Below are 23332 nucleotides of genomic sequence, written 5' to 3'. Positions count from 1 at the left end.
TTAGATTGTTTAAGCTTGCATTTAGTTCTTTGTCAAAAGGCTACTGCAAGTTATTTTTTTATATATACGTACGAAGCCATATGAAACAATTATACACTATCATCTCCCTTCTCTTTCTGTTTACCTATCCTGCCTGTGCGCAGCAGCACGAGATATTCAACCAGCGCATCAAAACCCTACAGGTTGTAGGCGGAACGAACTGGTTATCGCTCCCAGTATCGTCACTGGGCGGAGAACCTATCCATATCGATTTTGACGACATGACGCACAATTATCATCGGTACAGCTACAAGATTGAACATTGTGATGCAAACTGGAACGTATCTTCTTCGCTCTTTGAAAGCGACTATATGAGAGGCTTCAACGGCAATCAGATGATTGAAGATGTAGAGCAATCCATCAACACCAATCATCCTTATACCCATTATCATCTGGCAATTCCCAATGCCGACTGCCAACTTACCATGAGCGGCAACTACAGACTGACGGTTTATGACGACAATGCGGAAAACGAGGAAGAAGGCAAAATGTTTACAGCCTGCTGGATGATTACAGAGCCTCAGCCATTGGTTAAACTGAAGTTAGAAACTACTTCTACAACAGATATAGATATCCAGAAGGACCATCAGCAACTGAAAATGGAACTGGATCACAGCCAGCTGAGAATCACTCATCCCAACCAGCTGAACATCGTAGTGCTTCAGAACGGAAGATGGGACAATGCTGTCATCAACCCTAAACCCGACTACCTGAGTGCGGGCAAAATGAGTTGGCAGCATGTGAGAGCTCTGATTTTCGATGCGGGCAATGAATACAGAAAGTTTGAGTTTCTGGACACCGACCATCCAACCATGGGAATAGAAGCTATAGATTGGGATGGAAGCGACTATCAGGTAAAGGTAATGACTGACAGCCCTCGCCCCAATTACGTTTACGATGAAGCTGCCAAAGGTTCGTTTTATATCCGCAACAGCGACAACTTAGAAAACAACAACACCTGCGAATATGCACAGATTCACTTTACCCTGAAAGCTCCAAAACTGCCAGGCGATGTTTATCTGAACGCAGATTGGACCTACGGCCGTTTCCTCCCCGAATATCGGATGGAATATGATGAAATGACGAAAACCTATCACGCACGTCTCTTCATGAAGCAAGGTTATTACAGTTATCAGTATCTCATGAAGATGGAGGACGGAAGCATCAGGCTGCTCCCATCAGAAGGAAATTTCTACCAGACCCAGAACAAATACAATGTACTGGTTTACTATCGGGCTCAGAGCGACCGCACCGACCGGCTGGTAGGATATGGCGAATTAAAATAAAGGAAGGAGATAAATGAGATTAAAAAGAAAAGGAGTTCTAGCATTTCAGAATGCCGGAACTCCTTTTTCTATTTAATCCTAAAAGTGGAATTTCAGATCAACCCCACATTGGAAAGGATTGCCACGCTGGGCAAAATACAGTTTCTTTCCTGTTGCTGCATTATCAACAGCAAAGGTATTGTAATTAGTATCTGTGAGGTTCCTACCCCAGATACTGATGCTCATCTTGCTGAAATCAATATCACAATGCGCACCCATCACGAAATACATCTTCTGACTGTAGGTATTGGCATTATCCCAATAAGTCTTGCCCTGCGCATTCATGTTCAATCCGAAGGTAAACTGTCCTAAATGATAGTCAGCCATGGCTGCTATCGTATGCTGGGGAACATAAGGAACCTTCTTGTCCTTATAATTCACAGCCTTATCACCCTCGCCATCAGTATATTCATCAAATACGGCGCGTGTAAAACCATAGTTTACACCCCAATCAAAAGCACCATCGAAAGCCTGACCCTTGAGCGCGGCTTCAATACCACAACTGTGACTCTTACCTGCATTAACCATCATTCGGCCAAAGCCATAGGTTCCTGCCATCACAGAGAGTTGCTGATTGCGAACCTGCATATAGAAGGCACTCAAATCGAAATGAAGACGATGATCAAAAAGATTGAGATGCGTTCCAACCTCATAATTCCATGAGGTTTCCGGCTTAAAGGCAATAGTCTGGTTCACTCTATCATAATCTTCATCGGTATGAGAAACATCATAATCGCCTCGCATCGCATCCTGACGGTGAGCATTCAGTTCGGTCTGCAAGATGTCACTGAACATCTGGATATTATAACCGCCTGCACGATAGCCCTTGCTCACCGTGGCATAAACATTGCTACCCTGTTCATCAAGCTGGTAACTTAAGCCAAATTTTGGCAAGAGCTGGTTGTAATCATCACCCGTTTTGCGGTCGAGCATTGAACGCAAAGTATAAGTAGCCTCCCTGCCCATCACCTTAGCTGTCATCGCCATATAAGCATAAGTATCGTAATGAATACTTGTATGCATGAAATCGTAACGCAAACCAAGCGTTGCTTTCAGACGGGAAGAAAGATCAAACGTACTCTCGTGATAGAGACCCAAATTGCTCTGAGGAGTATGGAACAAACCCGGAGCTCCCATATCTACATTGACAGAAACTCCATTAGCCATTGCCGGAGGCATTGCATGCTGCATCTGACTCTGGATAACATTACCGATAGGCTTCGTCAATGCAGAACCGAATTTTACAGGACCATTTGTCTTCAACCACACATGGGAGAAGAATGCACCCTGGGTAAGATGCCAGAAACCGAAGAAAGGCTGACGACTCTTAAATGTGAACTCCTGAGTGATAGAATTCTGCAACTGGTCTTGCTGCAAACTCAAATAATCTCCAGGAAGATAATCCTGATCCATCTTCATATTGTCATCCAGGAACTGATAGCTGGTAGTAGAAGCAAAATCCCATTTCGCTCCTTCATGACGAAGATTGACACCCGAAAGCAGCATGTTGCGGCGATAAAGCCCAGGGAATGTAGTATTTGGTAATGCAGCCTTGCCACTGTTTAAATCCAACTGACCATAAGGAAATGCATGCTGATAGACAAATTGGTAATTGGCTAGCAAATCCATGCTCCATCCTCTATCAAAACGGAACTTAAGATTAAACTTACCGCCTGCCTCATCATAATTGTCGGCATAATCGCTGGTTCCTGCACGATGGAAGAATCCCTTCTGTCCATCATAAAAAGCAGCTACCCCTAATGCGACACGAGGTGAAAGCTTCATATAATGAGCCGCTTCTACATTACGATAGAAATGAGAGCCCAATCCCAAATTAACGTAGGTGCCCTTGCTATCATAAGCATCGCGTGAATAGATGCGCACCAAACCACCTTCAGAATTCTGACCATAAAGTGTTCCCTGTGGACCACGGAGAATATCTATACGGCTGGTCTGATAATGGTGAAGATTGAAAGCAGCCTTGCTCAACACCGGAATTCCGTCAAGATAAATTCCTACAGCCGGACTGTTGATACGACTTCCAATACCGCGCACATACATGGCGTTGGTAAAACGCGAGCCATAGTTGGGCATTACGAAGTTAGGAACATAGCAGGAAAGTTCGCGCAAATCGCGAGACCCCAATCGCTGCATCTGATAAGAACAAAAGGAAGTGCTGCTGAGAGGCTGTTGACGAAGACGGAAATTCTCCTTAGGCTGCGAAACAACCACAACTTCATCAATGTCATAAACTCGGCTGCTATCAGCCAGCAAGCCGTTAGCGTCTGCTAACTTTTCACTCGTACCCAATGACAGGTCAGAGCAAATAGCCCTTTCATTATCCACTGCATAAGCCTGCAACGCTACTGCTGCCAAACCAATGCATACGCACTTTTTACTATTAAATACTATTCTTTTCATAACGGGTGCAAAGGTACATATTTTTTCCTGCACCCCCTATCCTTATTTATGAGGAAACAGATAAATCCGTATGGCAAACCATATATAGGCTACGAGCAACAAATAACCTATATAATATAAGGTAGTAACACTGAAAATGATGTAATCAATGGCGCAAACACCCACTAAACCACCCAGATACAGAACTGCATCACCTGCCGGCAAACGGTGTTTCACCTCATCAACACAAGCCAATCCTACTATCAGTATCGCCCAGACCGTAGCCAGGAAAAAGCCCAATATCGGCGGTACGGCAAAAGGATTGAGCGTAGGATGAAAATAAAAATGACGCCATACTTCTGGCAAAAACAACTGAATGGTTGCATAGAAGGTTGCTGATATCGAAACAATAAGCACCAAGGCTGTAGGATATGGTGAATCAATATCATTAAAATGAACCAGTTTACCATTGCTATGGAAAATCTTACGAACTGTATAGGCTACGGCTATGAGAATAATGATAACCATGAAGATGAGCAAGTGAGTATTGCTGAAGGTCATGATGAATTCCGAAATAGGATCATCGGGAACAACCTTCGGCAACAGACGGGACTCACGGGTCCAGCCAAACTGATTATCTTCAGTAGCCAACTGCACCCAAACTGAATCTATGGAATCCTGAGGAACCATACGGATATCCGTAACCACCAGCAGGCAGTTCTTTCGGACGGCAAAGGAGTCGATAGGCAAATTGCTTAAAAATTCTTCAGGCTGTTGCGCTATCAATTCCAGGGAATCCTTGAATACCAGAAAATTGAATTTGTTGGTATAATGATGGGTAGTAGAAAACGAAATGGAATCGAGTTGTTTATTGCTGTACTCTACCATAGCTGCATGCATCTGGTGATGAGCACGGCGATGATAACAACTGCTGAACATCAAGAGGATGCCCAGCATACAAAGAATCTGTATCGTCCATTTCTTTTTCATTTATTTCTCACTATATAAGTTCATCTGACATTCGTTGCACGCAAACTCCAGACGGAAGCGGCGACCGTCGCCCAACTGCAGGAAGAGAGGCTCTCTCCAGGATGGTTTCTTGCCTCCACGCTTCACACAGTAGCCCAACGAATAGCGGATACAATGGCGGCACTGCATCAGGAGCGATTCTCCCTTTTCGTTGGTAAACTTAGGTTGCATACTTCGGTTTGCCTTGTCTTTTTCTATATTCTCATCATATTCTTCCTGGGTCTTAGCATCCCATGCAGAAGGAATATTCTTACCCAACTCAAATGCCGGAACTACTTGCGACAGGCCATGAATCTGATAAAAATCTCTTGCATCATAGTTAGCTATATTATAGAGGTATCCCCATTTTCCGTATTCCGGCTGCCAAGTCAATTCCTCTTTCGTAAGTCGGTGTTCACCAGGCTGACTGAATCCAAAACCATTGTTGAACAAGGTTCTATCCCATCCACCCCACAACGACTTATCAAGCTGTTTCTGGTTTACATTTGTAAGTTCATCTATCAATTCGCGACGGATAGCAGTGAGAATACTGTTCGGAACGAAGTATGTCTCCATTCCCTTCAGAAGTTCTACCTGGTAAGCTTCGTAAATCGTATCGCCCAGTTTGCTCATCTGAGCCTTTATATTTTCGCCCTGCGGGCGTTTCGCCTTTTCGAGTTTCAACTCTTTAAACACCTCAGCCACCTGATAAATCAAGCCACCATCAACCTCTTTCGTCTTCATGATGTTGACAACAGCCTTTACCCCCTGTGGCTCTTCCCTGAACTCGTTACCCATCACAGGCTCCATTGCTATGACAATATAGATTTTACGTTCAGCAGACTTACGGGCCAGCAAAGCCTCGAAAGCCCGATCGTTATTACGATAAAGAGCCATGCCCGGACGCAAATGTTCAGGCATTCCAAACGGATAGAGGCGATTGCCCTCTACTCTGTTCACACGAAAGCCTTCCAACTCACGGTCATCATTGATAAAACACAGTCCATCGCCATTTTTAAAGCTGGCTACTGTGGCTACGTTGAAAGAAATGTTGCCACGTATTTCCTTAACCTTACCCACAAACTCACCAATAGCTTTCGGTGTATCGAAAGAAGCAATATCCGGCTGTCGCCCATTCAGGAAATAATGGGTAAAGCCACGATTGAAAGTCTTCTTCAGATTAGGTGTAAAATTATATTGAACATGTCCCACCGATGCACGGCGATACTTACGCGGTTCAGCTTTTACGATTGCATCGAGTTGACTGCTATAGGCAGCCACCACATTCTTGACGTAGTTGATATCTTTTAATCTTCCTTCTATCTTGAGCGAAGTAGCTCCAGCATCAGCAAGATCCTTGAGATGATCAAGCTGACAAAGATCCTTGAGCGACAACAGATAACGCTGATGTTCAATCTCCTGACCATTGGAATCGAGCAGATCAAACTTCATACGACAGAACTGTGCACATTCTCCACGATTGGCAGAGCGCCCGAAACACTTCTCAGAAGCATAACATACACCTGAATAGCTTACGCAGAGCGCTCCATGTACAAAGACCTCTATTTCTCTATCAGGAATCGCCTGATGGATCGCCTTGATTTCATCGAGCGAAAGCTCACGAGCCAGAACAACACGTTTGAAACCTAACGTGGTAAGCCAATACGCCTTTTCTGGAGTTCTTACATCACACTGGGTACTGGAATGCAATTCTCTGCTCCACAAATTCTGCGCTCTCACCTCAGTAAGCACACCCATATCCTGCAGCAAAAGTGCATCAACACCAATCTCATCAAGTTGCTGGATCATCTTAAGCGTATCCAACATCTCATCCTGATAGATGATAGTATTCACTGTAACATGAACCTTTGCTCCAAACTGATGAGCATAATCACACAACTGTCTGATATCTTCCAGCGAATTGCCTGCTGCTGCTCGTGCACCAAAACGAGGAGCACCAATATATACGGCATCTGCACCATGATCAATGGCAGCAATACCACATTCCAAGTTCTTGGCAGGCGCCAATAATTCTAATGTTTGCATAAGAAATCAATCTCGAAATCATCCAACTCCTTCACAAATTAACTGATTTCGTCAATATTGTAAGGAGTCTCCTGATAAACATAATAGTTGATCCAATTACTATAGAAGAGGTTGGCATGAGCACGCCATGTCACCAGAGGTTCTTCGTTCGGATCGTCATGATAATAATAATTTTTTGGCAGTTCTACATCATCACGCTTGCCCATATCACGCTTATATTCCTTATCCAGCGTGTTTGGCGCATACTCAAGATGACCCGTCACAAAGAATTCGCGGCCGTTTCTGGCCATCACAATGCTGACACCGCTTTCAGGCGATTCGGCAATAATGTCAAGTCCTGGCACTTTTTCAATATCCTCACGTCTTACCTCCGTATGGCGACTATGAGGCATGCAAAAGACATCATCGAAACCGCGGAAGATTGGCTGAGACAAATCGAGAGGCTTCTGCTTAAAAATACCAAACATCTTCTTCTCTAAAGGATACTTAGGAACACCATAGAAATGATAAAGACCAGCCTGGGCACCCCAGCAGATATAGAGTGTTGAAGTAACATGGGTACGGGCCCAATCAAAAATCTCTTTGATTTCAGGCCAATATTCTACCTCCTCATAAGCCATCGTTTCGATAGGAGCACCGGTAACTATCATTCCGTCAAACTTCTGTTTGGAAAGTTCCTGAAAATCCTTGTAGAACATCATCATGTGCTCTATTGGAGTATTCTTTGGCGTGTGACTTTTCAACTTCATAAAATAAACCTCTAACTGAAGAGGAGTATTCGACAGAAGACGAACGAGATCTGTCTCTGTCGTAATCTTGAGGGGCATCAAATTGAGCACACAGATTTTCAACGGACGAATCTCCTGTTTATGCGCACGACTTTCGTCCATCACGAATATATTCTCATGCTTCAGCAGTTCGATAGCTGGAAGCTTATCTGGTAATCTTAACGGCATTTATTTTATTCCTTTCTTAAAATTTTTCTGCAAAGTTACACAATTTCAGCGAAGATAACGAAAGAAGAAACATTTTTTTGAGAAATATAAATAAATTAATGTGGAAAAGCAAAAGAAATCTTTCACTATGAAAAGGATTGTTAAAGATAAATGAGAATATTAAACCTATCATCACGTTTTTAATCAAAAACACATATCAGTTGCAACTTTATAGGCAACGCTTACGTCAAAGCTAAAAATGATGTATCCTATTAAGATTTGCAATTATGGAAAGTAAGAACATTAATCCACATTTAATCAGAACAGATGCAAAGAGATCTGTTAAGATGAAAACAAAAAGTAAAAAGAGTATGAACGCAAGTTTTAAAAACATGGCGGTAGCGCTGTTCATCATGTCGGCTCCTATCGCTGTACAAGCTAAGCAATGGTCACTGCAGGATTGTATCAGTTACGCACTGGCTAACAACATTCAACTGCAGAAGACTCAACTCACAAAAGCTTCAGCTCAGGAGGACTATCTGCAATCAAAGTCAGCGCTTCTGCCATCGCTCTCTGCCAGCACCAATCAAAGTATAAACTATACGCCTTGGGTTTCTAATGGAATCAGTGGAGAAGGTTTCAGCAAAGCTTCCATCGACAAGGTATATTACAATGGCAGCTATAGCGTGATGGGCAATTACACGATTTGGAACGGAAACAAAAACAGAAATCAGGTGAAACTGAACAAGCTGGCAAAGGAAGCGGCACAACTCGATTCGACAGCACAAGCCCTCAACCTGCAAGAACAGATAGCTCAACTTTACGTACAGATACTCTACTCTTCAGAGGCTATCAACGTAAACAAAGAAAGTTATCAGTCGAGTGTTCAAAACGAAGAGCGTGGTAAGGAAATGGTAAAAATTGGCAAGATGAGCCAAGCAGACTTAGCACAACTTACAGCACAGAGAGCACAAGATGAGTTTAACATCGTGCAGGCTGAAAGTAACGTTAAAAACTATAAACGACAGTTGAAGGAACTCCTGCAGATTACCAGTGAAGAAGCTTTCGACATCGCTATTCCAAGCACAACTGACCAGATGGCTCTGGCCTCTATCCCAGGAATGAACAGTGTCTATACAGCTGCGCTTCAGAATCGTCCTGAGTTTTTGAGCTATCAAAACAAACTCGACCAGAACGATCTGAACATCAAGATTGCAAAGGCAGGAAAGTTGCCAACCATCAGCGCAAATGCAGGAGCTACGACCAGCACCACATCCATGAACAAAAACGGTTGGGGCAGTCAGATGAAAACCAACTTCAGCATGGGTGGTGGAATCGGTGTCAGTATTCCTCTCTTTGATAACCGACAGACCAAGACTTCTGTCAATAAAGCACTCATTCAGCGTGAAAGCATCTTGCTCGATATAAAGAATGAGCAAACTAAGCTCTACTCTACTATCGAAAACTATTGGTTGCAGGCTAATACAAACCAAAGCCAGTTTAAGGCTGCCAAGGTGAGCAGCGAGAGTGCCCAAACAAGCTACGATCTGTTAAGTGAGCAGTTTAAACTGGGATTAAAGAACATCGTAGAATTGAGAACTGGCAAAGATAATCTTCTGAAGGCTAAGCAGAACGAACTTCAGGCAAAGTATCTTACCATTCTGAATATCAACATGTTGAAATTCTACCAAAACGGCAGAATCTAAAGAGAAAGATTGGTATTAACATCCGAAAACATATTGCAAATCATTAATAGGTATACATACATTTTTATGAAAAAACTTAGAATCAGCAAAATCTGGATTGCCATGATTGTGGTAATCATCGTAGCTGTGGCAGCATGGCTGTTCTCTGGAAGTAAAAACGAAGAGCAAATAGACTTCAAGCAGGAAGCTGTAACCACACAAACATTGCAGAATAGTGTAACTGCAACCGGTACTATTGAAGCGGTAACTTGTGTAACGGTTGGTACACAGGTGAGTGGTATTGTAAACAAACTTTATGTTGATTACAATTCGCAGGTAAAAAAAGGTGAAGTCATAGCTGAGCTCGACAAAACCAACCTGATGAGCGAGTTGAATACTGCCAAAGCTAACCTGGCAAGTGCGCAAAGCAGTTTGAACTATCAGAGTGCAAACATGAGCCGCTACCAGACCCTCTATAAGAAAGGTTTGGTAAGTGCTGACGATTATGAAAATGCGCTTCTCACCTATCGCCAGGCGAAAGAGCAAGTTGCTTCGGCCAAGGAAAATGTACAGAAAGCCCAAACCAACCTGAGCTATGCTACAATTACATCACCAATAGATGGAACTGTCATATCAAAAAGCGTAGAGGAAGGACAGACCGTAGCAGCAAGCTTCAACACACCAGAGCTCTTTACTATCGCTAAAGACCTGACCAACATGCAGGTGATTGCAAATGTTGACGAGGCTGATATAGGCGGTGTAAAAGAAGGCGACCGCGTTAATTTTACAGTAGATGCTTATCCTGATGATGTATTCCAGGGAACAGTAAAACAGGTTCGTCTGGAAGCTACTACAACAAACAATGTAGTCACTTACGAGGTTGTCATCTCTGCACCCAACGCAGATCTCAAATTAAAACCAGGTTTGACAGCAAATGTAACCATCTTTACACAAGAACGTGCTGGTATTCTTGCCGTTGCCAACAAAGCACTCCGCTTTACTCCAACCAAGGAAACTGTGGGAAAGAATATCAAAATTGTTGACTGCAAAGGAAAAAACAAAGTTTGGACTCTTGCTAACAATACCCTTACAGCTCATTCTGTAACCATCGGTCAGAGCGACGGTATACATACTGAAATTATCAAGGGTTTGAAGAAGGGACAGAAGATTGTAACTGAAATCATAGTTAATACCCCTGAAGAGAATGAGGAGCCTCAACAAAGTCAAGGTTTGATTAGCGGTCCTGGACCTAGAGGAAAGAAAAAATAAAAAATAAGAGTATGGCAAACGACAATATTCAAGCAAACAGCGAAAAGAAAGTTGTGATAGAACTCGACAATGTTCGTCGCGACTTTCTTGTGGGTGAGGAAACTGTCCACGCCCTAAAAGGTGTAAGCTTTAAAATATACGAAGGTGAGTTTGTTACCATCATGGGTAAATCAGGTTCAGGTAAATCTACCCTGCTGAACCAGCTAGGTTGTCTCGATACCCCATCCAGTGGCGAATACTATCTGGATGGAGTAAGCGTACGAAAGATGTCACGTAATGATCGCGCCATTCTTAGAAACCGAAAGATTGGATTCATCTTCCAGAACTACAATCTTCTACCGAAGACTACAAGTGTAGAAAATGTAGAACTTCCACTGATGTACAACCCGAACGTAAGCGCAGAAGAACGAAAGCAACGTGCTATCGAATCGCTGAAAGCTGTTGGTTTAGGAGAACGTCTCTATCATAAGAGTAATCAGATGTCTGGAGGACAGATGCAGCGAGTAGCCATAGCTCGTGCGTTGGTCAACAACCCCGCTGTGATACTTGCTGATGAAGCAACGGGTAATCTCGACACCAGAACCAGTTTCGAGATTCTGGTACTCTTCCAAAAACTTTATGCAGAAGGAAGAACCATCATCTTCGTTACCCACAACCCAGACATTGCAAATTATTCGAGTCGTAATATCGAACTGCGTGATGGTCACATCATCAGCGACACCTATAACGAACATATTCTTTCGGCAGCCGAAGGTCTGGCAGCCTTGCCGGCCAACACGGACGAATAAGCTTTCAATGTTAAGTGTTGAATGTTAAATTACTTAGCATCCAATAGCAAACGAAGTTTTCACTTAACACTTAACATTTACCATTTAACATTACAACAAGTAAAATGAATTATCAGAATCTTTTCAAAATAGCCATCCGCGCCATTGCTGCCAACAAAATGCGCTCTTTCCTTACCGCATTGGGCATCATCATCGGTATTGCTGCGGTTATTACCATGCTTGCCATCGGACAAGGAAGTAAAGCCAGCATCAAGGCAAACATCGCAGAGATGGGATCAAACATGATTATGATTTCACCAGGTGCAGACATGCGTGGCGGTGTGAGACAGGATGCTTCGTCAATGGAGACGCTGAAGCAAGCCGACTATCAGAGCATCAAAGACGAATGTAATTATATCTCAGCTATTTCTCCTACTGTAAACAGTTCCGGACAGTGGATCTACGGAAACAACAACACCCAAAGTTCCATTTATGGTGTAAACCAAGACTATCTTTCCATCCGACAACTGAAAGTGGCAGATGGAGAAATGTTTACTGATACTGACATTAAGGCTGCATCTAAAGTTTGTATTTTGGGACAGACAGTAGTTGACTATCTTTTCCCTGATGGCAGTGATCCTATCGGTAAGGTTGTGCGATTTAACAGCATTCCATTCAGAGTAATCGGTGTCTTGAAGAAGAAAGGTTACAACAGTATGGGTATGGACCAGGATGATTTGGTACTTGCCCCCTATACAACAGTAATGAAGCGAATTATGGCACAAACCTATTTAGGAGGCATCGTCTGCTCAGCTATCACCGAAGAGGCTTCTCAACCTGCCCAAGATCAGATTACAGAAATATTGCGACGCAACCACAAATTGAAAGACGCAACAGATACTACTGAAGCAGATGAAGATGACTTCAATATCCGCTCTCAAGAGGAAATTTCAAGCATGATGAATTCTACCATGTCTACAATCACCATCCTGCTCGGATCCGTGGCAGGAATCTCGCTGCTGGTAGGCGGCATCGGAATCATGAACATCATGTATGTATCTGTAACAGAGCGCACCCGCGAAATAGGTCTTCGAATGAGTGTGGGCGCACGAGGTATTGATATTTTGAACCAGTTTCTGATAGAAGCTATCTTACTTTCTGTAACTGGCGGTATTATAGGAGTGATATTGGGAGTTAGTTTATCGCTCAGTCTGAACTCTTTCTTCCATATAGCCACCCAAATAGAGCCTTGGAGCATTATTATGAGTTTTGCAGTCTGTACATTTACTGGCGTTTTCTTTGGATGGTATCCTGCAAAGAAGGCAGCAAGGCTCGACCCTATCGAGGCTATCAGATACGAATAAAAAAAATGGGGAGAACATTAAATATTCTCTGAGGTTTTTCAAAAAAAACAAAAAGTTTTTTGGTGAATACAAAATAAAGTTGTACTTTTGCGTCTGCGGAAGTGCAACTTTTTTTATTTGAAGTTAAACGAATCGCATGAATTGAATAGTAAACAGGTTTAAACATAGAAGATTATGAAATTTATAGGAATTATTCCAGCAAGATACGCATCAACACGTTTCCCGGGAAAGCCACTTGCCATGTTAGATGGCAAACCAGTGATACAGCATGTTTATGAGAAAGTAGCAAGTTGTCTAGAAGCAGCCTATGTTGCAACAGACGATGAGCGAATTTTCAATGCTGTAGAAGCATTTGGCGGTAAAGCTGTTATGACGCGCAAGGATCATAAGAGCGGTACTGACCGCATAGAAGAAGCTATCGAAAAAATTGGTGGAGACTGGGATGTCATTGTCAATGTTCAAGGAGATGAACCTTTTGTTGACAAGAGTCAACTGGAAACCATCTGCCAGTGTTTTGATGACCCAACAACCCAAATTGCCACTTTAGGAAAAGCTTTTACCAGTATGGAAGCTGTAAAAAATCCTAATAGTCCAAAGATTGTTGTAGACAATCAAGGCTTTGCTATGTATTTCTCTCGCAGCATCATTCCATACGTAAGAGGAAAGGAAGAGAAAGAATGGCTCAAGAGTTTTCCTTATCTGAAACATTTGGGCATCTATGCTTACCGCAAAGAAGTTTTAAAAGAGGTAACCAAACTGCCACAAAGCTCACTAGAAATAGCTGAGAGTCTGGAACAACTTCGATGGCTGCAGAATGGCTACAAGATAAAAGTTGGTACTACAGATGTAGAAACTGTAGGCATCGACACGCCAGAAGATTTGCAGCGGGCAGAAGACTTTTTGAAAAACAGAAAGTAATAAGAAACATCATATACTTTTAAAGTATCGCAGAATGAACAAAATTGAAAATATCGTCAAAAAATATATTATTCACCATGGTATGTTCAAGTGGCAAACACCATATATCGTTGCCTTGTCCGGAGGAGCCGATAGCGTTGCCCTATTGCTTATCTTGAAAAATATAGGACTGGATATTTCTGCTGCGCACTGTAACTTTCACCTTCGCGGCGAAGAGAGTGACAGAGACGAGCAATTTTGTGTAAATCTGTGCAAACAACAGGGAATCAGTTTGTCTCGAATCCATTTTGATACTTATGCTTATGCCCATTTGCACAAGGTAAGTATCGAAATGGCTGCACGCAACTTGCGCTACAGCTATTTTGCCCAATTAGTAAAAGACTTGCATGCAGGAGGCATTTGTGTGGCCCATCATCGCGATGACAATGTAGAAACTTTACTTCTGAATCTGTTAAGAGGATCTGGAGTAGACGGATTAGCAGCCATCGCCCCCAAAAACGGAAATATTCTGCGCCCTCTTCTCTGCATCAGCCGACAGGATATATTGCAATACCTAAAAGAAAGAAAGCAAGATTTTGTCACAGATTCAACAAATTTGGAAGACGATGCTTTAAGAAATAAAATTCGCCATCATGTAGTACCTCTTTTGGAAAGTATCAACCCGGCAGCAAGTGAAAATATCGCTCTCTCTGCCAAATACATACGCCAAGCGAAAAGTATACTTGAGAGCATGGATAGCATCAGTACAACCGACTCTAATAGGAAAGTTATATATATCCCTAAAGTATCTGTCATGAATGCTCCAAGTCCGGAATTCATACTCCATAAAGAATTAGGCAGATATGGTTTTCATGGCAATGTCATTGATGACATCTGTGAAAGCCTCTTCAGTCAGGATCGTGGTGTCGGTAAAATCTGGAAAAACGAAGACTATATGATAGTCATCGACAGAGAACAGCTGTTGATCTCTAACATAAAAGACTTGAATAACATTCAGGAGCAAAGAGCGTTCCGACTGCCAGAAGAAGGCATTTACAACATGGACGAAGGAACCCAAATCAAGATAAGAATCTTCTCGCATATGGGTGACTTCATGCCAAGCAAAGAATCGCAATGTATCACTTTGGATGCTGAAAAAGTCAGTTTTCCCCTCACCTACCGACTGGTAAAAGAAGGCGATAGATTTCAACCTTTCGGCATGAAGGGTAGCAAACTGTTGAGTGACTATATGACCGATAGGAAATTTGACTATATACAAAAGAAGACACAGCATGTATTAACTGATAGTAAAGGTGAAATCATCTGGCTTATCGGCGAACGTACGTCTGAAAAAACAAAGATTACCGAAACCACCAAGAAAATATTGGAGGTCATCATCAAATGAAAAAGAAAATATTATATATCACAAGTTTAGTTCTCATTCTGTTGGCTGCCGCCAGCACATGGAGCTATTATTGTCTGAACCCATCAAGTGATAGAGTGAACAAGGCAAAAGCAAACATAAAAGTATACAGTCACTACGAATTAATTCAAAATGGAAAAACAATACTCCGGTTCGACGAAGACACTACGACACTGGCTGCCAACTTTATGAACCGTTGGGCGTTGATTCCTTCATGTGAAGGAAGACTTGCCGCCTGCTACAACAACAGCATCAGCCGGAATCACTATCTTGGCAAAGATGCGGATAGCATCTTTAAAGAGAAAGTTGATTCTTTAGACAGTTTGTATAGAGACTCCAAATGGAAAGTTGGAGAACTGAACTATTATATTCACTCTCATTCTGTCATGGATGCAGGCTACAACTCTATTTGCGCTTATACCCAACACGAACTGGAACTACGCGATTCTGCCAAGAAACTGATTGATTCCCTGAAACATGTACAGAAAAAGGGACATTTCAAGTTGAAACGCTCCATTTCATATCAAGCCTATTATAGAGACGAGAACGGAAAATGGAAGAGTCAGGCATGCAAACTCATCAAAGCAATGAATGGAGAAACTGCACAAGAAAGCCACACATTCCAACTTTCCTCAGAAACAACTCCTGAAGGGGTTAAAGCTATTTCACCTCAACTTGCAGCATCTTTAGCAACAGCTCATGGAGCCACACTTCGACGCTCTATTGATTACACCCTCTTACCTGATTCTCTAGGATATTATCGGGGTACAACCGACAGTATCTATCAACCAAACGGTCATGGATGCTGGCAAGGATACGATGGAACCTATTATGAAGGTTACTGGAAAAACGGGAAACGGGAAGGATTCGGATTCAGCATTGCTCCCAAGAAGCCATTACGAATAGGCGAATGGAAAAATGACCGCTATAAAGGCGAAAGGCTCGTATATACATCGGAACGTATTTATGGCATTGATCTGAGCAAATACCAGCATGGAAAAGGAAGAAAAAAATATGCTATCAACTGGAACCGTTTACGCATTACACATCTTGGACGTCTCAGCAAAAAGACAGTGTCAGGAACAGTAAACTTCCCTATTCGCTTCATCTATATCAAGAGTACAGAAGGTAAATCGCTGTTAAATCCTTATTATAGAAAAGATTATCGTGATGCAAAAGCACATGGTTACAAGGTTGGAACCTACCACTTCTTTACCACCATAACACCTGCTGCCGAACAGGCACGACACTTTCTGAGACACAGTATCATTAGGAAAGGCGATTTTCCTGCAGTTCTTGATGTAGAACCGCTTCCTAGTCAAATCAAGAAAATGGGAGGGTCTGGAGTCTTGTTTGCACGCATTAGAACTTGGCTTAGAATAGTAGAGAGAGCAACAGGTGTTAAGCCTATTCTTTACATCAGCCAAACTTTCGTAAATCGCTATCTGCCAAAGGCTCCCGATCTGAAACATAACTACCAGGTTTGGATTGCACGATATGGAGAGTATAAACCAGACATCCGATTGGTATATTGGCAACTCTGCCCCGACGGAAGAGTTGCAGGAATACATGGAGAGGTAGACATCAACGTGTTTAACGGATACGATGACGCTTTTCAAAGTTTTGTTAAGAACAAGACCGTAAAATAACCTTTAAATGAGTAAGTTAGGTTAATTACGTTAAAGTAAGTTATAATTCTAGTCGTGTATCAATATTTTTACTATCTTTGCGCCAATTGTGCAATGTGTAACTAAGAGGAAAGATAATGAGACAGCTTAAGATACAAAAGAGTATAACCAATCGTAATAGTGAAGCCCTCGACAAATATCTTGTAGAGATAGGTAGAGCCCCTATGGTTTCTATTGATGAAGAAATAGAATTGGCTCAAGCTATCCGCAAGGGAGGTAGAGCTGGCGAAAGAGCAAAAAATAAGTTGATTGAAGCCAACTTACGTTTTGTGGTGTCGGTAGCAAAACAATATCAGCACCAGGGACTCACCTTGACAGACTTGATTGACGAAGGAAACATCGGACTCATCAAGGCTGCAGAACGCTTCGACGAAACACGAGGGTTCAAATTTATCTCATACGCTGTATGGTGGATTCGTCAGAGTATTTTACAGGCAATAGCAGAGCAAAGCCGAATTGTTCGACTTCCTCTCAACCAGGTAGGATCACTCAATAAGGTAAACCAGGAAATTAATAAGTTTGAGCAGGAAAACCAACGCCGTCCAAGCGTTGAAGAACTTGCTGCCAGAACGGGTGTTGACGAGGACAAGATTTCTCAGAGCATGGCTGCCAGTGGTCATCATGTAAGCATCGATGCTCCATTCAGTGATGACGATGACAACTCTATGGCAGATGTAATGGCAAGCGGAGACGATGCCAGAACAGACAAGCAGGTTGACCATGAAAGTATGGCACAAGACCTAAGACAGGTTTTAAAAGTTTGCCTCAAGGATCGCGAACTGAAAATTATCTGCGCATGCTACGGAATTGGGGAAACCGAAAAGGGGCTCGAAGAAATTGGTGATAAAATGGGGCTCACCCGTGAGCGAGTTCGCCAAATAAGAGAAAAAAGCATCACCAAACTGAGAGAATCCGGGAAGATAGGAATCCTTATGAAATATCTTGGTTAGGAAAGCTGCTGTCCAAAATATTTGGCATAGTTTTTCTGCCAAGTAACATCTTAACTCATAATAAATGAAGAAATATCAAACACACATCATTTTGATGATTATCTTCTGCATGATGGCTTTTGCAGCACATGCAAGAAGAATGTCACCGAGAGACACCTTTAGTGACTCGGTGATGTGTTTGGTATTTAAATATTCACAATCTGTTGACACAACAGGTAGAGCTGAGCACAAGAGTTATGCCTACACTAAATTTCAAATCAAAACAAACAAACGTAATGCAACGCTCATGCTAGTACCGACAATGTATGCGGTGGCTCATGGCGGTGGCAGAAGATTCATCAGCGAGTTTTATAACCAAATGACGCTAGACGCAAATGGCAGACCAGTTGCCAAGCGTTTGCTGAACATAAGCACCATTCCGCATAGAAGCAACACATTGTCATCAGTTTTGAAATACATGACTCCAACGGTATATGGAGAAACACTTTTCGAAACTAATATTCTTTCTCCTTTCCACTATAAGAATCGCAGATATTATAAATATGCCGTCACCCAATTACCATTCGGCAAAGCACAAGTCTACGTATATCCACGTCTCAAAAACACCCAAGTTATTGAAGCACGTGCCATTGTTGATTCCCAAAGCGGAAAGATAAGCATGGTAGACTTTGAGGGCGAATATGATATGACCCGTTTCTATATCTCTATTATTATGGGTAAAGATGGATTTGGTTCACTTTCTCCTGCAAGGTGCAGCATGAGAGCCAACTTCAACTTTATGGGTAACAAGATAACGGGCATGTATACAACAGTATACGGACTGCCGAAAATATTAAGTGATTCACTCAATAATGTTGCCGACACAGCATTAATGGCAAAAGTGCGCCCTATTGAGTTAAACCAAGATGAGGCTGACATATACAGAAAATTCTACGAAAAAAGGAAACAAATAACAGATTCCTTGAATAACATCATACCAGAGAAAAACTTTGCAAAAGACATACTTTGGGATGTTATAGGTGACAATGTATTAAACAGGATTTCTCAAGGATTCGGAAAGCAAAATCAGGGCTACTTCCGTATCAGTCCTATTCTCAACCCACTCTATATGGGATACTCCGAGCGAAAAGGAATTGTATACAAGTTCGACCTGAAGGGAGGCTACAGGTTTACAGAAAATCTGGAATTGGGGCTTCGCTTTAAAGGAGGTTACAGTATGAAACAACACAGATTTTATTTCAATATACCATTGACATTCAACTATAACCCGAAGCACAATGGATATCTGAAGTTAGAAATCGGTAACGGTAATAGAATATCGAATAATCGTGTTGCACGAAAGATGTTAGGCATCAGCAAACCTGAAGATAACGATTTTCTATATCCACTATTCTCAGAATATCCAGGATTGTCATTACCGGAAATCTCAACAGATATTGAGGCAAATAACAGGAAACTGACAGAGTTTAAAGATGATTACCTTCGTCTTACTAACCACTGGAGCTTCAACGACTATGTCGGTTTTGAGATTGGCTTGGTTTCACATCAACGAAAAGCTGTAGTAGAAAGTTTCTATAAACTGTTTAATTATCCAAGCAAATATGTGTCAGTAGCACCAGCTGTAGCTTTAGAACTGTTACCATGGGGTAAGAAAGGCTCCATCTTTAAAATAGACTATGAAAAGGGATGGAAAAACCTACTAGGTTCAAACATAGACTACGAACGGGTAGAAGCAGATGCACAAACTATTTTTCAAGCATCACGCCGTCAATCATATTCTATAAGGTTAGGAGCTGGCTTTTATACCCGCAAAGGTGATCATTGGGACTTCGTTGACTATACCAATTTCCATGACGACAATATTCCTGGAGGCTGGAATGATAGCTGGAGTGGAGAATTCGAATTACTGCCATCCCAATGGTATAATGCCAGTGATTATTACGTTCGCGGAAATTTCACTTATGAAGCTCCCATGATTGCAACTGCATGGCTCCCCCTGATTGGGAAATATATAGAAGCAGAGCGTCTGTATGTAAGCAGTCTTGTTGTAAACCATTTACACCCATATACAGAATGGGGATATGGAGTAACAACAAGAGCTATTACATTAGGATTCTTTGCAGCCTTCAAAAACACGAAGTATAATGGCATTGGCTGTCGCTTCGGTTTTGAACTATTTAGAGATTGGTAATATTCATAAAAGCATGGATAAAACATGATTTCTAGGGCACAATATCAATAACATCATAAAAAAATCAAAATATGAGTTCACAACTAACTGTTTATAAAGCAAGTGCAGGATCAGGTAAAACATTTACTTTGGCTCGCGAGTATATGACACTCGTGATAGCTAATCCTGCTTCCTATAGAACCATTCTTGCAGTAACCTTCACCAACAAAGCTACTGAAGAAATGAAAATGCGTATCTTAGGAAAATTATACGAAATTGCACACGGACTACCAGAAGCAAACGATTATGTAAATCAAATACAGCAGGCTTTACCGTATCTTTCATCCAAACAAATTCAGAAAAATGCAGAATCTGCCCTGCATTTGCTCATACATAATTATAACTATTTCCGGGTTATGACCATCGATACGTTCTTTCAGAGTGTATTGAGAAATCTAGCACGTGAACTTGATCTGACTGCCAATTTACGGATAGAACTCAATGACTATCAAATAGAACAGCATGCCGTTGATGAACTTATAGAAAGTCTTGAAGATACCGATCGTCTACTTTTCTGGATTATGGATTATATCAAAGAAAATATTGATGATGATAAGAGTTGGAATGTCATAGGACAGATCAAGAAATTCGGTGAGAACATATTCAAGGATTATTACAAAGCTCATTCCGACAAGTTGACAGAATTGATGGAACAAGAAGATTTCTTCAAGGATTTTACCGACCGAATGAAGAAAATGCGCGATAAGGCAAAAGAGCAGCTTAAAGAAATTGCTGCTACTTTTTTCGATTCCCTTGAAGAAGAAGGCTTTACGGCAGACGACTTAGCTGGAAAAACGAGAGGTATTTGGAGCTATTTCAACAAGCTGAAAAATGGCAAATACAGTGATGATGATCTACATAATGATACTTTCTGTAAATGTCGGGAAAGTCCGGAAGCATGGGTCAAAAAATCTGATGTAAAAAATTGTACTGATATCTTCAATTATGTAGAATCGGTGCTCTACCCTATTCTGCTGTTTGCAGAAGATAATCGTCCAAGACTCACCCGAATCTTCAAAAGTACCGATCTGACCATAAAGCATCTTAATCAGCTCCGCCTTTTGGGAAGCATAGATAAAAAAGTCAGGGAGATGAACAGAGAGGCAAACCGTTTCCTTTTGAGCGATACTCAGACCCTGCTCAATTCACTGATAAAGGATAGCGATTCGCCATTCATCTTTGAAAAGATTGGCACTCAACTCGACCATATAATGATTGACGAGTTCCAAGATACTAGCACCATCCAATGGAAGAACTTTAAAGTGCTGCTCGAAGAAACCATGAGTAGAGAAGATGCAGGTAACCTCATTGTTGGTGACGTAAAACAAAGTATTTACAGATGGCGATCCGGCGATTGGAGACTGCTCAATAATATTGATAAAGAATTTAATAAAAGCACGATAAAAGTAAGCATAGAAACTTTGGGTACCAACTACCGCTCTGATAGAAACATCATAGAGTTTAACAATGCTTTTTTCACAGAAGCAGTAAAATTGGAGATTGAAGGCCTGAAAGATAAATGTCCTGAGGAATGTAAACAGCTGGAAAGCGCATATAGCGATGTCTGCCAGCGAGTACCAGACCACCATTCTGTTCCTAATGGTTCTATCAGTATTCAGCTCCTGGGCGGTGAAAATATTGAAGACAGAATGATGCAAACAACACTGGACACTGTAGACAAGTTGGTTGAAAGAGGTGTTCCTTGCAACAAAATAGCAATCCTGGTAAGAAGCAACCGTAACATACAGGACATTGCTGAGTATTTTATGAACCATTCCGACTATCCGTTGGTTTCAGATGAGGCATTCAGGCTGGATGCCTCCCAAGCAGTATGCACATTGGTTAACGCTCTCTACATACTGGTACACCCAAATGACAATATTGCATTAGCAACTCTCAACAAGTTTTGTGACACGTATTCTGTAGCTGGAAATATGCCGGAACAACTTTTGACCAATCGTTCTGAGTATCTGGAAATGCCACTGTTCGATCTCACAGAACGCCTTCTTGCAGAACTTAAACTTGGCGAAATAAAAGACATGATCAAGCAAACTGCCTACATCTGTACTTTTTATGATTGCTTAAGTAAATATCTCACAGATAACAGTAGTGATATCACTGGATTTCTGAAAGAGTGGGATAACCGTATTCACGAAAAAAGCATTCATAGCGATGGCGATGGAGGTATCAGATTCCTTACTATACATAAGAGTAAGGGACTGGAATACGATCATGTTATCATGCCTTACTGTGACTGGCAACTAGAAAAAGCCAACACTATCTGGTGCACACCGCAAGAAGCTCCATACAACGAGCTTCCACTGGTACCTATAGATTTCAGTGCTAAACTGATGAAGCAAAGTATATATGAAGCAGATTATAATCATGAACATCTGCAAAACATAGTCGACAATTTGAATCTGCTTTATGTAGCCTTCACGCGTGCCAGTCATAACCTGATTGTAATTGGCAAACGAGCTAATAGTGCATATCGTTCTGCCATTATCGAATCCGTACTCGACAAGGTAGCCAGCCGACTTGAAGCTAATGATGTAAAGATGGAGTTAACAGGAATAGGTTCTGATGCCAAAACAGATGACATATCTTTCTGCTATAATGAAATATATGTACCTGATTCTTCCAAGAAATCAAACGAGAAGAAGGATACAAACGTGCTCTCAGCCTATTCTCAACCTTTAGAAATTAAAATAAATGTTACGCCTGAAATGCCAGAATTCAGACAAAGTAACCAGAGCCGTGACTTTATAAAGCGTGATGAAACGGAAGAGCAACAGAAGTTTTATATCAAAATGGGTACCATTTTGCACAACCTCTTTTCTACAATCCGCACGGTTGATGATATTGATGGAGCCCTGAAACAGTTGGAGTTAGACGGACTTTTATACGACCAAGACCTCACACCAGAGAAAATAAAGGAGATGATCAGGAAAAGACTTGAATCACCAAAGGTCGCAAAATGGTTTGACAAGGAACTGACCATACTAAATGAATGTTCTATCCTGACAGTTGAAAATGGAAAAGTGGCAGAATACCGTCCAGACCGCGTGATGCAAAACTCAAAAAATGAAACCATCGTGGTAGACTTCAAATTCGGTAAACAGAAAGTAGAACACCATGAACAGGTTAGAAAATACATCAGCTTGTTAAAAAGTATGGGACATCACCGAGTAAAAGGTTATCTATGGTATGTATACCCTAACAGAATAGTCGAAGTAATAAAATAATATGGTTCTATTGCCCCTTTCCCAAAAGTAGGGCAACATAAAGAACAGTTGCAAACATTGA

15 protein-coding genes are annotated in these 23332 nt (G+C 41.7%); 11 read left to right on the top strand and 4 right to left on the bottom strand.

The window, feature by feature from the left end:
* Positions 1-80 precede the first annotated feature (80 nt).
* A complete protein-coding gene (locus tag F7D47_RS11105; RefSeq protein WP_153086721.1) occupies positions 81-1325 on the top strand; it encodes a DUF5103 domain-containing protein in 1245 nt (414 codons plus the stop codon).
* 78 nt (positions 1326-1403) lie between these two features.
* On the opposite strand, the gene F7D47_RS11100 is transcribed toward F7D47_RS11105, so the two are convergent.
* The 4 genes from F7D47_RS11100 to metA are packed head-to-tail and all read right to left on the bottom strand — an operon-like array spanning position 1404 to position 7774.
* Complete coding sequence (locus F7D47_RS11100; protein WP_153086722.1) at positions 1404-3785, bottom strand: TonB-dependent receptor; 2382 nt, start codon at positions 3783-3785, stop codon at positions 1404-1406.
* A 42-nt stretch (positions 3786-3827) separates the two neighbouring features.
* Complete coding sequence (locus tag F7D47_RS11095; RefSeq protein WP_153086723.1) at positions 3828-4754, bottom strand: zinc ribbon domain-containing protein; 927 nt, start codon at positions 4752-4754, stop codon at positions 3828-3830.
* Positions 4755-6818 carry a peptidase U32 family protein gene (locus F7D47_RS11090; RefSeq protein ID WP_153086724.1) on the bottom strand — a complete coding sequence of 688 codons (2064 nt, stop codon included), beginning with the start codon at positions 6816-6818 and terminating at the stop codon, positions 4755-4757.
* Positions 6819-6856: 38 nt separating this feature from the next.
* Positions 6857-7774, bottom strand: a complete 918-nt coding sequence (gene metA / locus F7D47_RS11085; RefSeq protein WP_022121179.1) for a homoserine O-acetyltransferase MetA — start codon at positions 7772-7774, stop codon at positions 6857-6859.
* 350 nt (positions 7775-8124) lie between these two features.
* On the opposite strand from metA, the gene F7D47_RS11080 reads away from it, so the two are divergent.
* The 10 genes from F7D47_RS11080 (at position 8125) to F7D47_RS11035 (ending at position 23271) form a co-directional block, all read left to right on the top strand.
* Positions 8125-9459 (top strand): TolC family protein, encoded by a 1335-nt coding sequence (locus tag F7D47_RS11080; protein WP_153086725.1) that lies wholly within the window; start codon positions 8125-8127, stop codon positions 9457-9459.
* Between the two features lie 66 nt (positions 9460-9525).
* Positions 9526-10707, top strand: a complete 1182-nt coding sequence (locus F7D47_RS11075; protein ID WP_153086726.1) for an efflux RND transporter periplasmic adaptor subunit — start codon at positions 9526-9528, stop codon at positions 10705-10707.
* A gap of 11 nt (positions 10708-10718) precedes the next feature.
* Positions 10719-11495: an ABC transporter ATP-binding protein gene (locus F7D47_RS11070; RefSeq protein ID WP_117586656.1), complete on the top strand. Its 777-nt coding sequence runs from the start codon at positions 10719-10721 to the stop codon at positions 11493-11495.
* 104 nt (positions 11496-11599) lie between these two features.
* Positions 11600-12838 (top strand): ABC transporter permease, encoded by a 1239-nt coding sequence (locus tag F7D47_RS11065; RefSeq protein ID WP_117694876.1) that lies wholly within the window; start codon positions 11600-11602, stop codon positions 12836-12838.
* Between the two features lie 174 nt (positions 12839-13012).
* Complete coding sequence (gene kdsB, locus F7D47_RS11060) at positions 13013-13756, top strand: 3-deoxy-manno-octulosonate cytidylyltransferase (RefSeq protein WP_153083122.1); 744 nt, start codon at positions 13013-13015, stop codon at positions 13754-13756.
* Between the two features lie 34 nt (positions 13757-13790).
* Positions 13791-15140: a tRNA lysidine(34) synthetase TilS gene (gene tilS, locus F7D47_RS11055; protein WP_153086727.1), complete on the top strand. Its 1350-nt coding sequence runs from the start codon at positions 13791-13793 to the stop codon at positions 15138-15140.
* A complete protein-coding gene (locus F7D47_RS14985) occupies positions 15137-16807 on the top strand; it encodes a GH25 family lysozyme (RefSeq protein WP_228112440.1) in 1671 nt (556 codons plus the stop codon). Before tilS ends, F7D47_RS14985 begins: the two co-directional genes overlap by 4 nt.
* 116 nt (positions 16808-16923) lie before the next feature.
* Positions 16924-17796 (top strand): sigma-70 family RNA polymerase sigma factor, encoded by an 873-nt coding sequence (locus F7D47_RS11045; protein ID WP_006846722.1) that lies wholly within the window; start codon positions 16924-16926, stop codon positions 17794-17796.
* Positions 17797-17860: 64 nt separating this feature from the next.
* Positions 17861-19987: a DUF5686 family protein gene (locus F7D47_RS11040; protein WP_153086730.1), complete on the top strand. Its 2127-nt coding sequence runs from the start codon at positions 17861-17863 to the stop codon at positions 19985-19987.
* Between the two features lie 71 nt (positions 19988-20058).
* A complete protein-coding gene (locus F7D47_RS11035; protein ID WP_153086731.1) occupies positions 20059-23271 on the top strand; it encodes a UvrD-helicase domain-containing protein in 3213 nt (1070 codons plus the stop codon).
* The last annotated feature ends 61 nt before the right edge of the window (positions 23272-23332 follow it).

It is taken from the genome of Segatella copri (assembly GCF_009494835.1).
GTDB classification, from domain to species: Bacteria; Bacteroidota; Bacteroidia; order Bacteroidales; family Bacteroidaceae; genus Prevotella; species Prevotella copri_F.
Note: the sequence above shows the minus strand (reverse complement) of the source record. Positions and strands in the feature narration are given on the sequence as shown.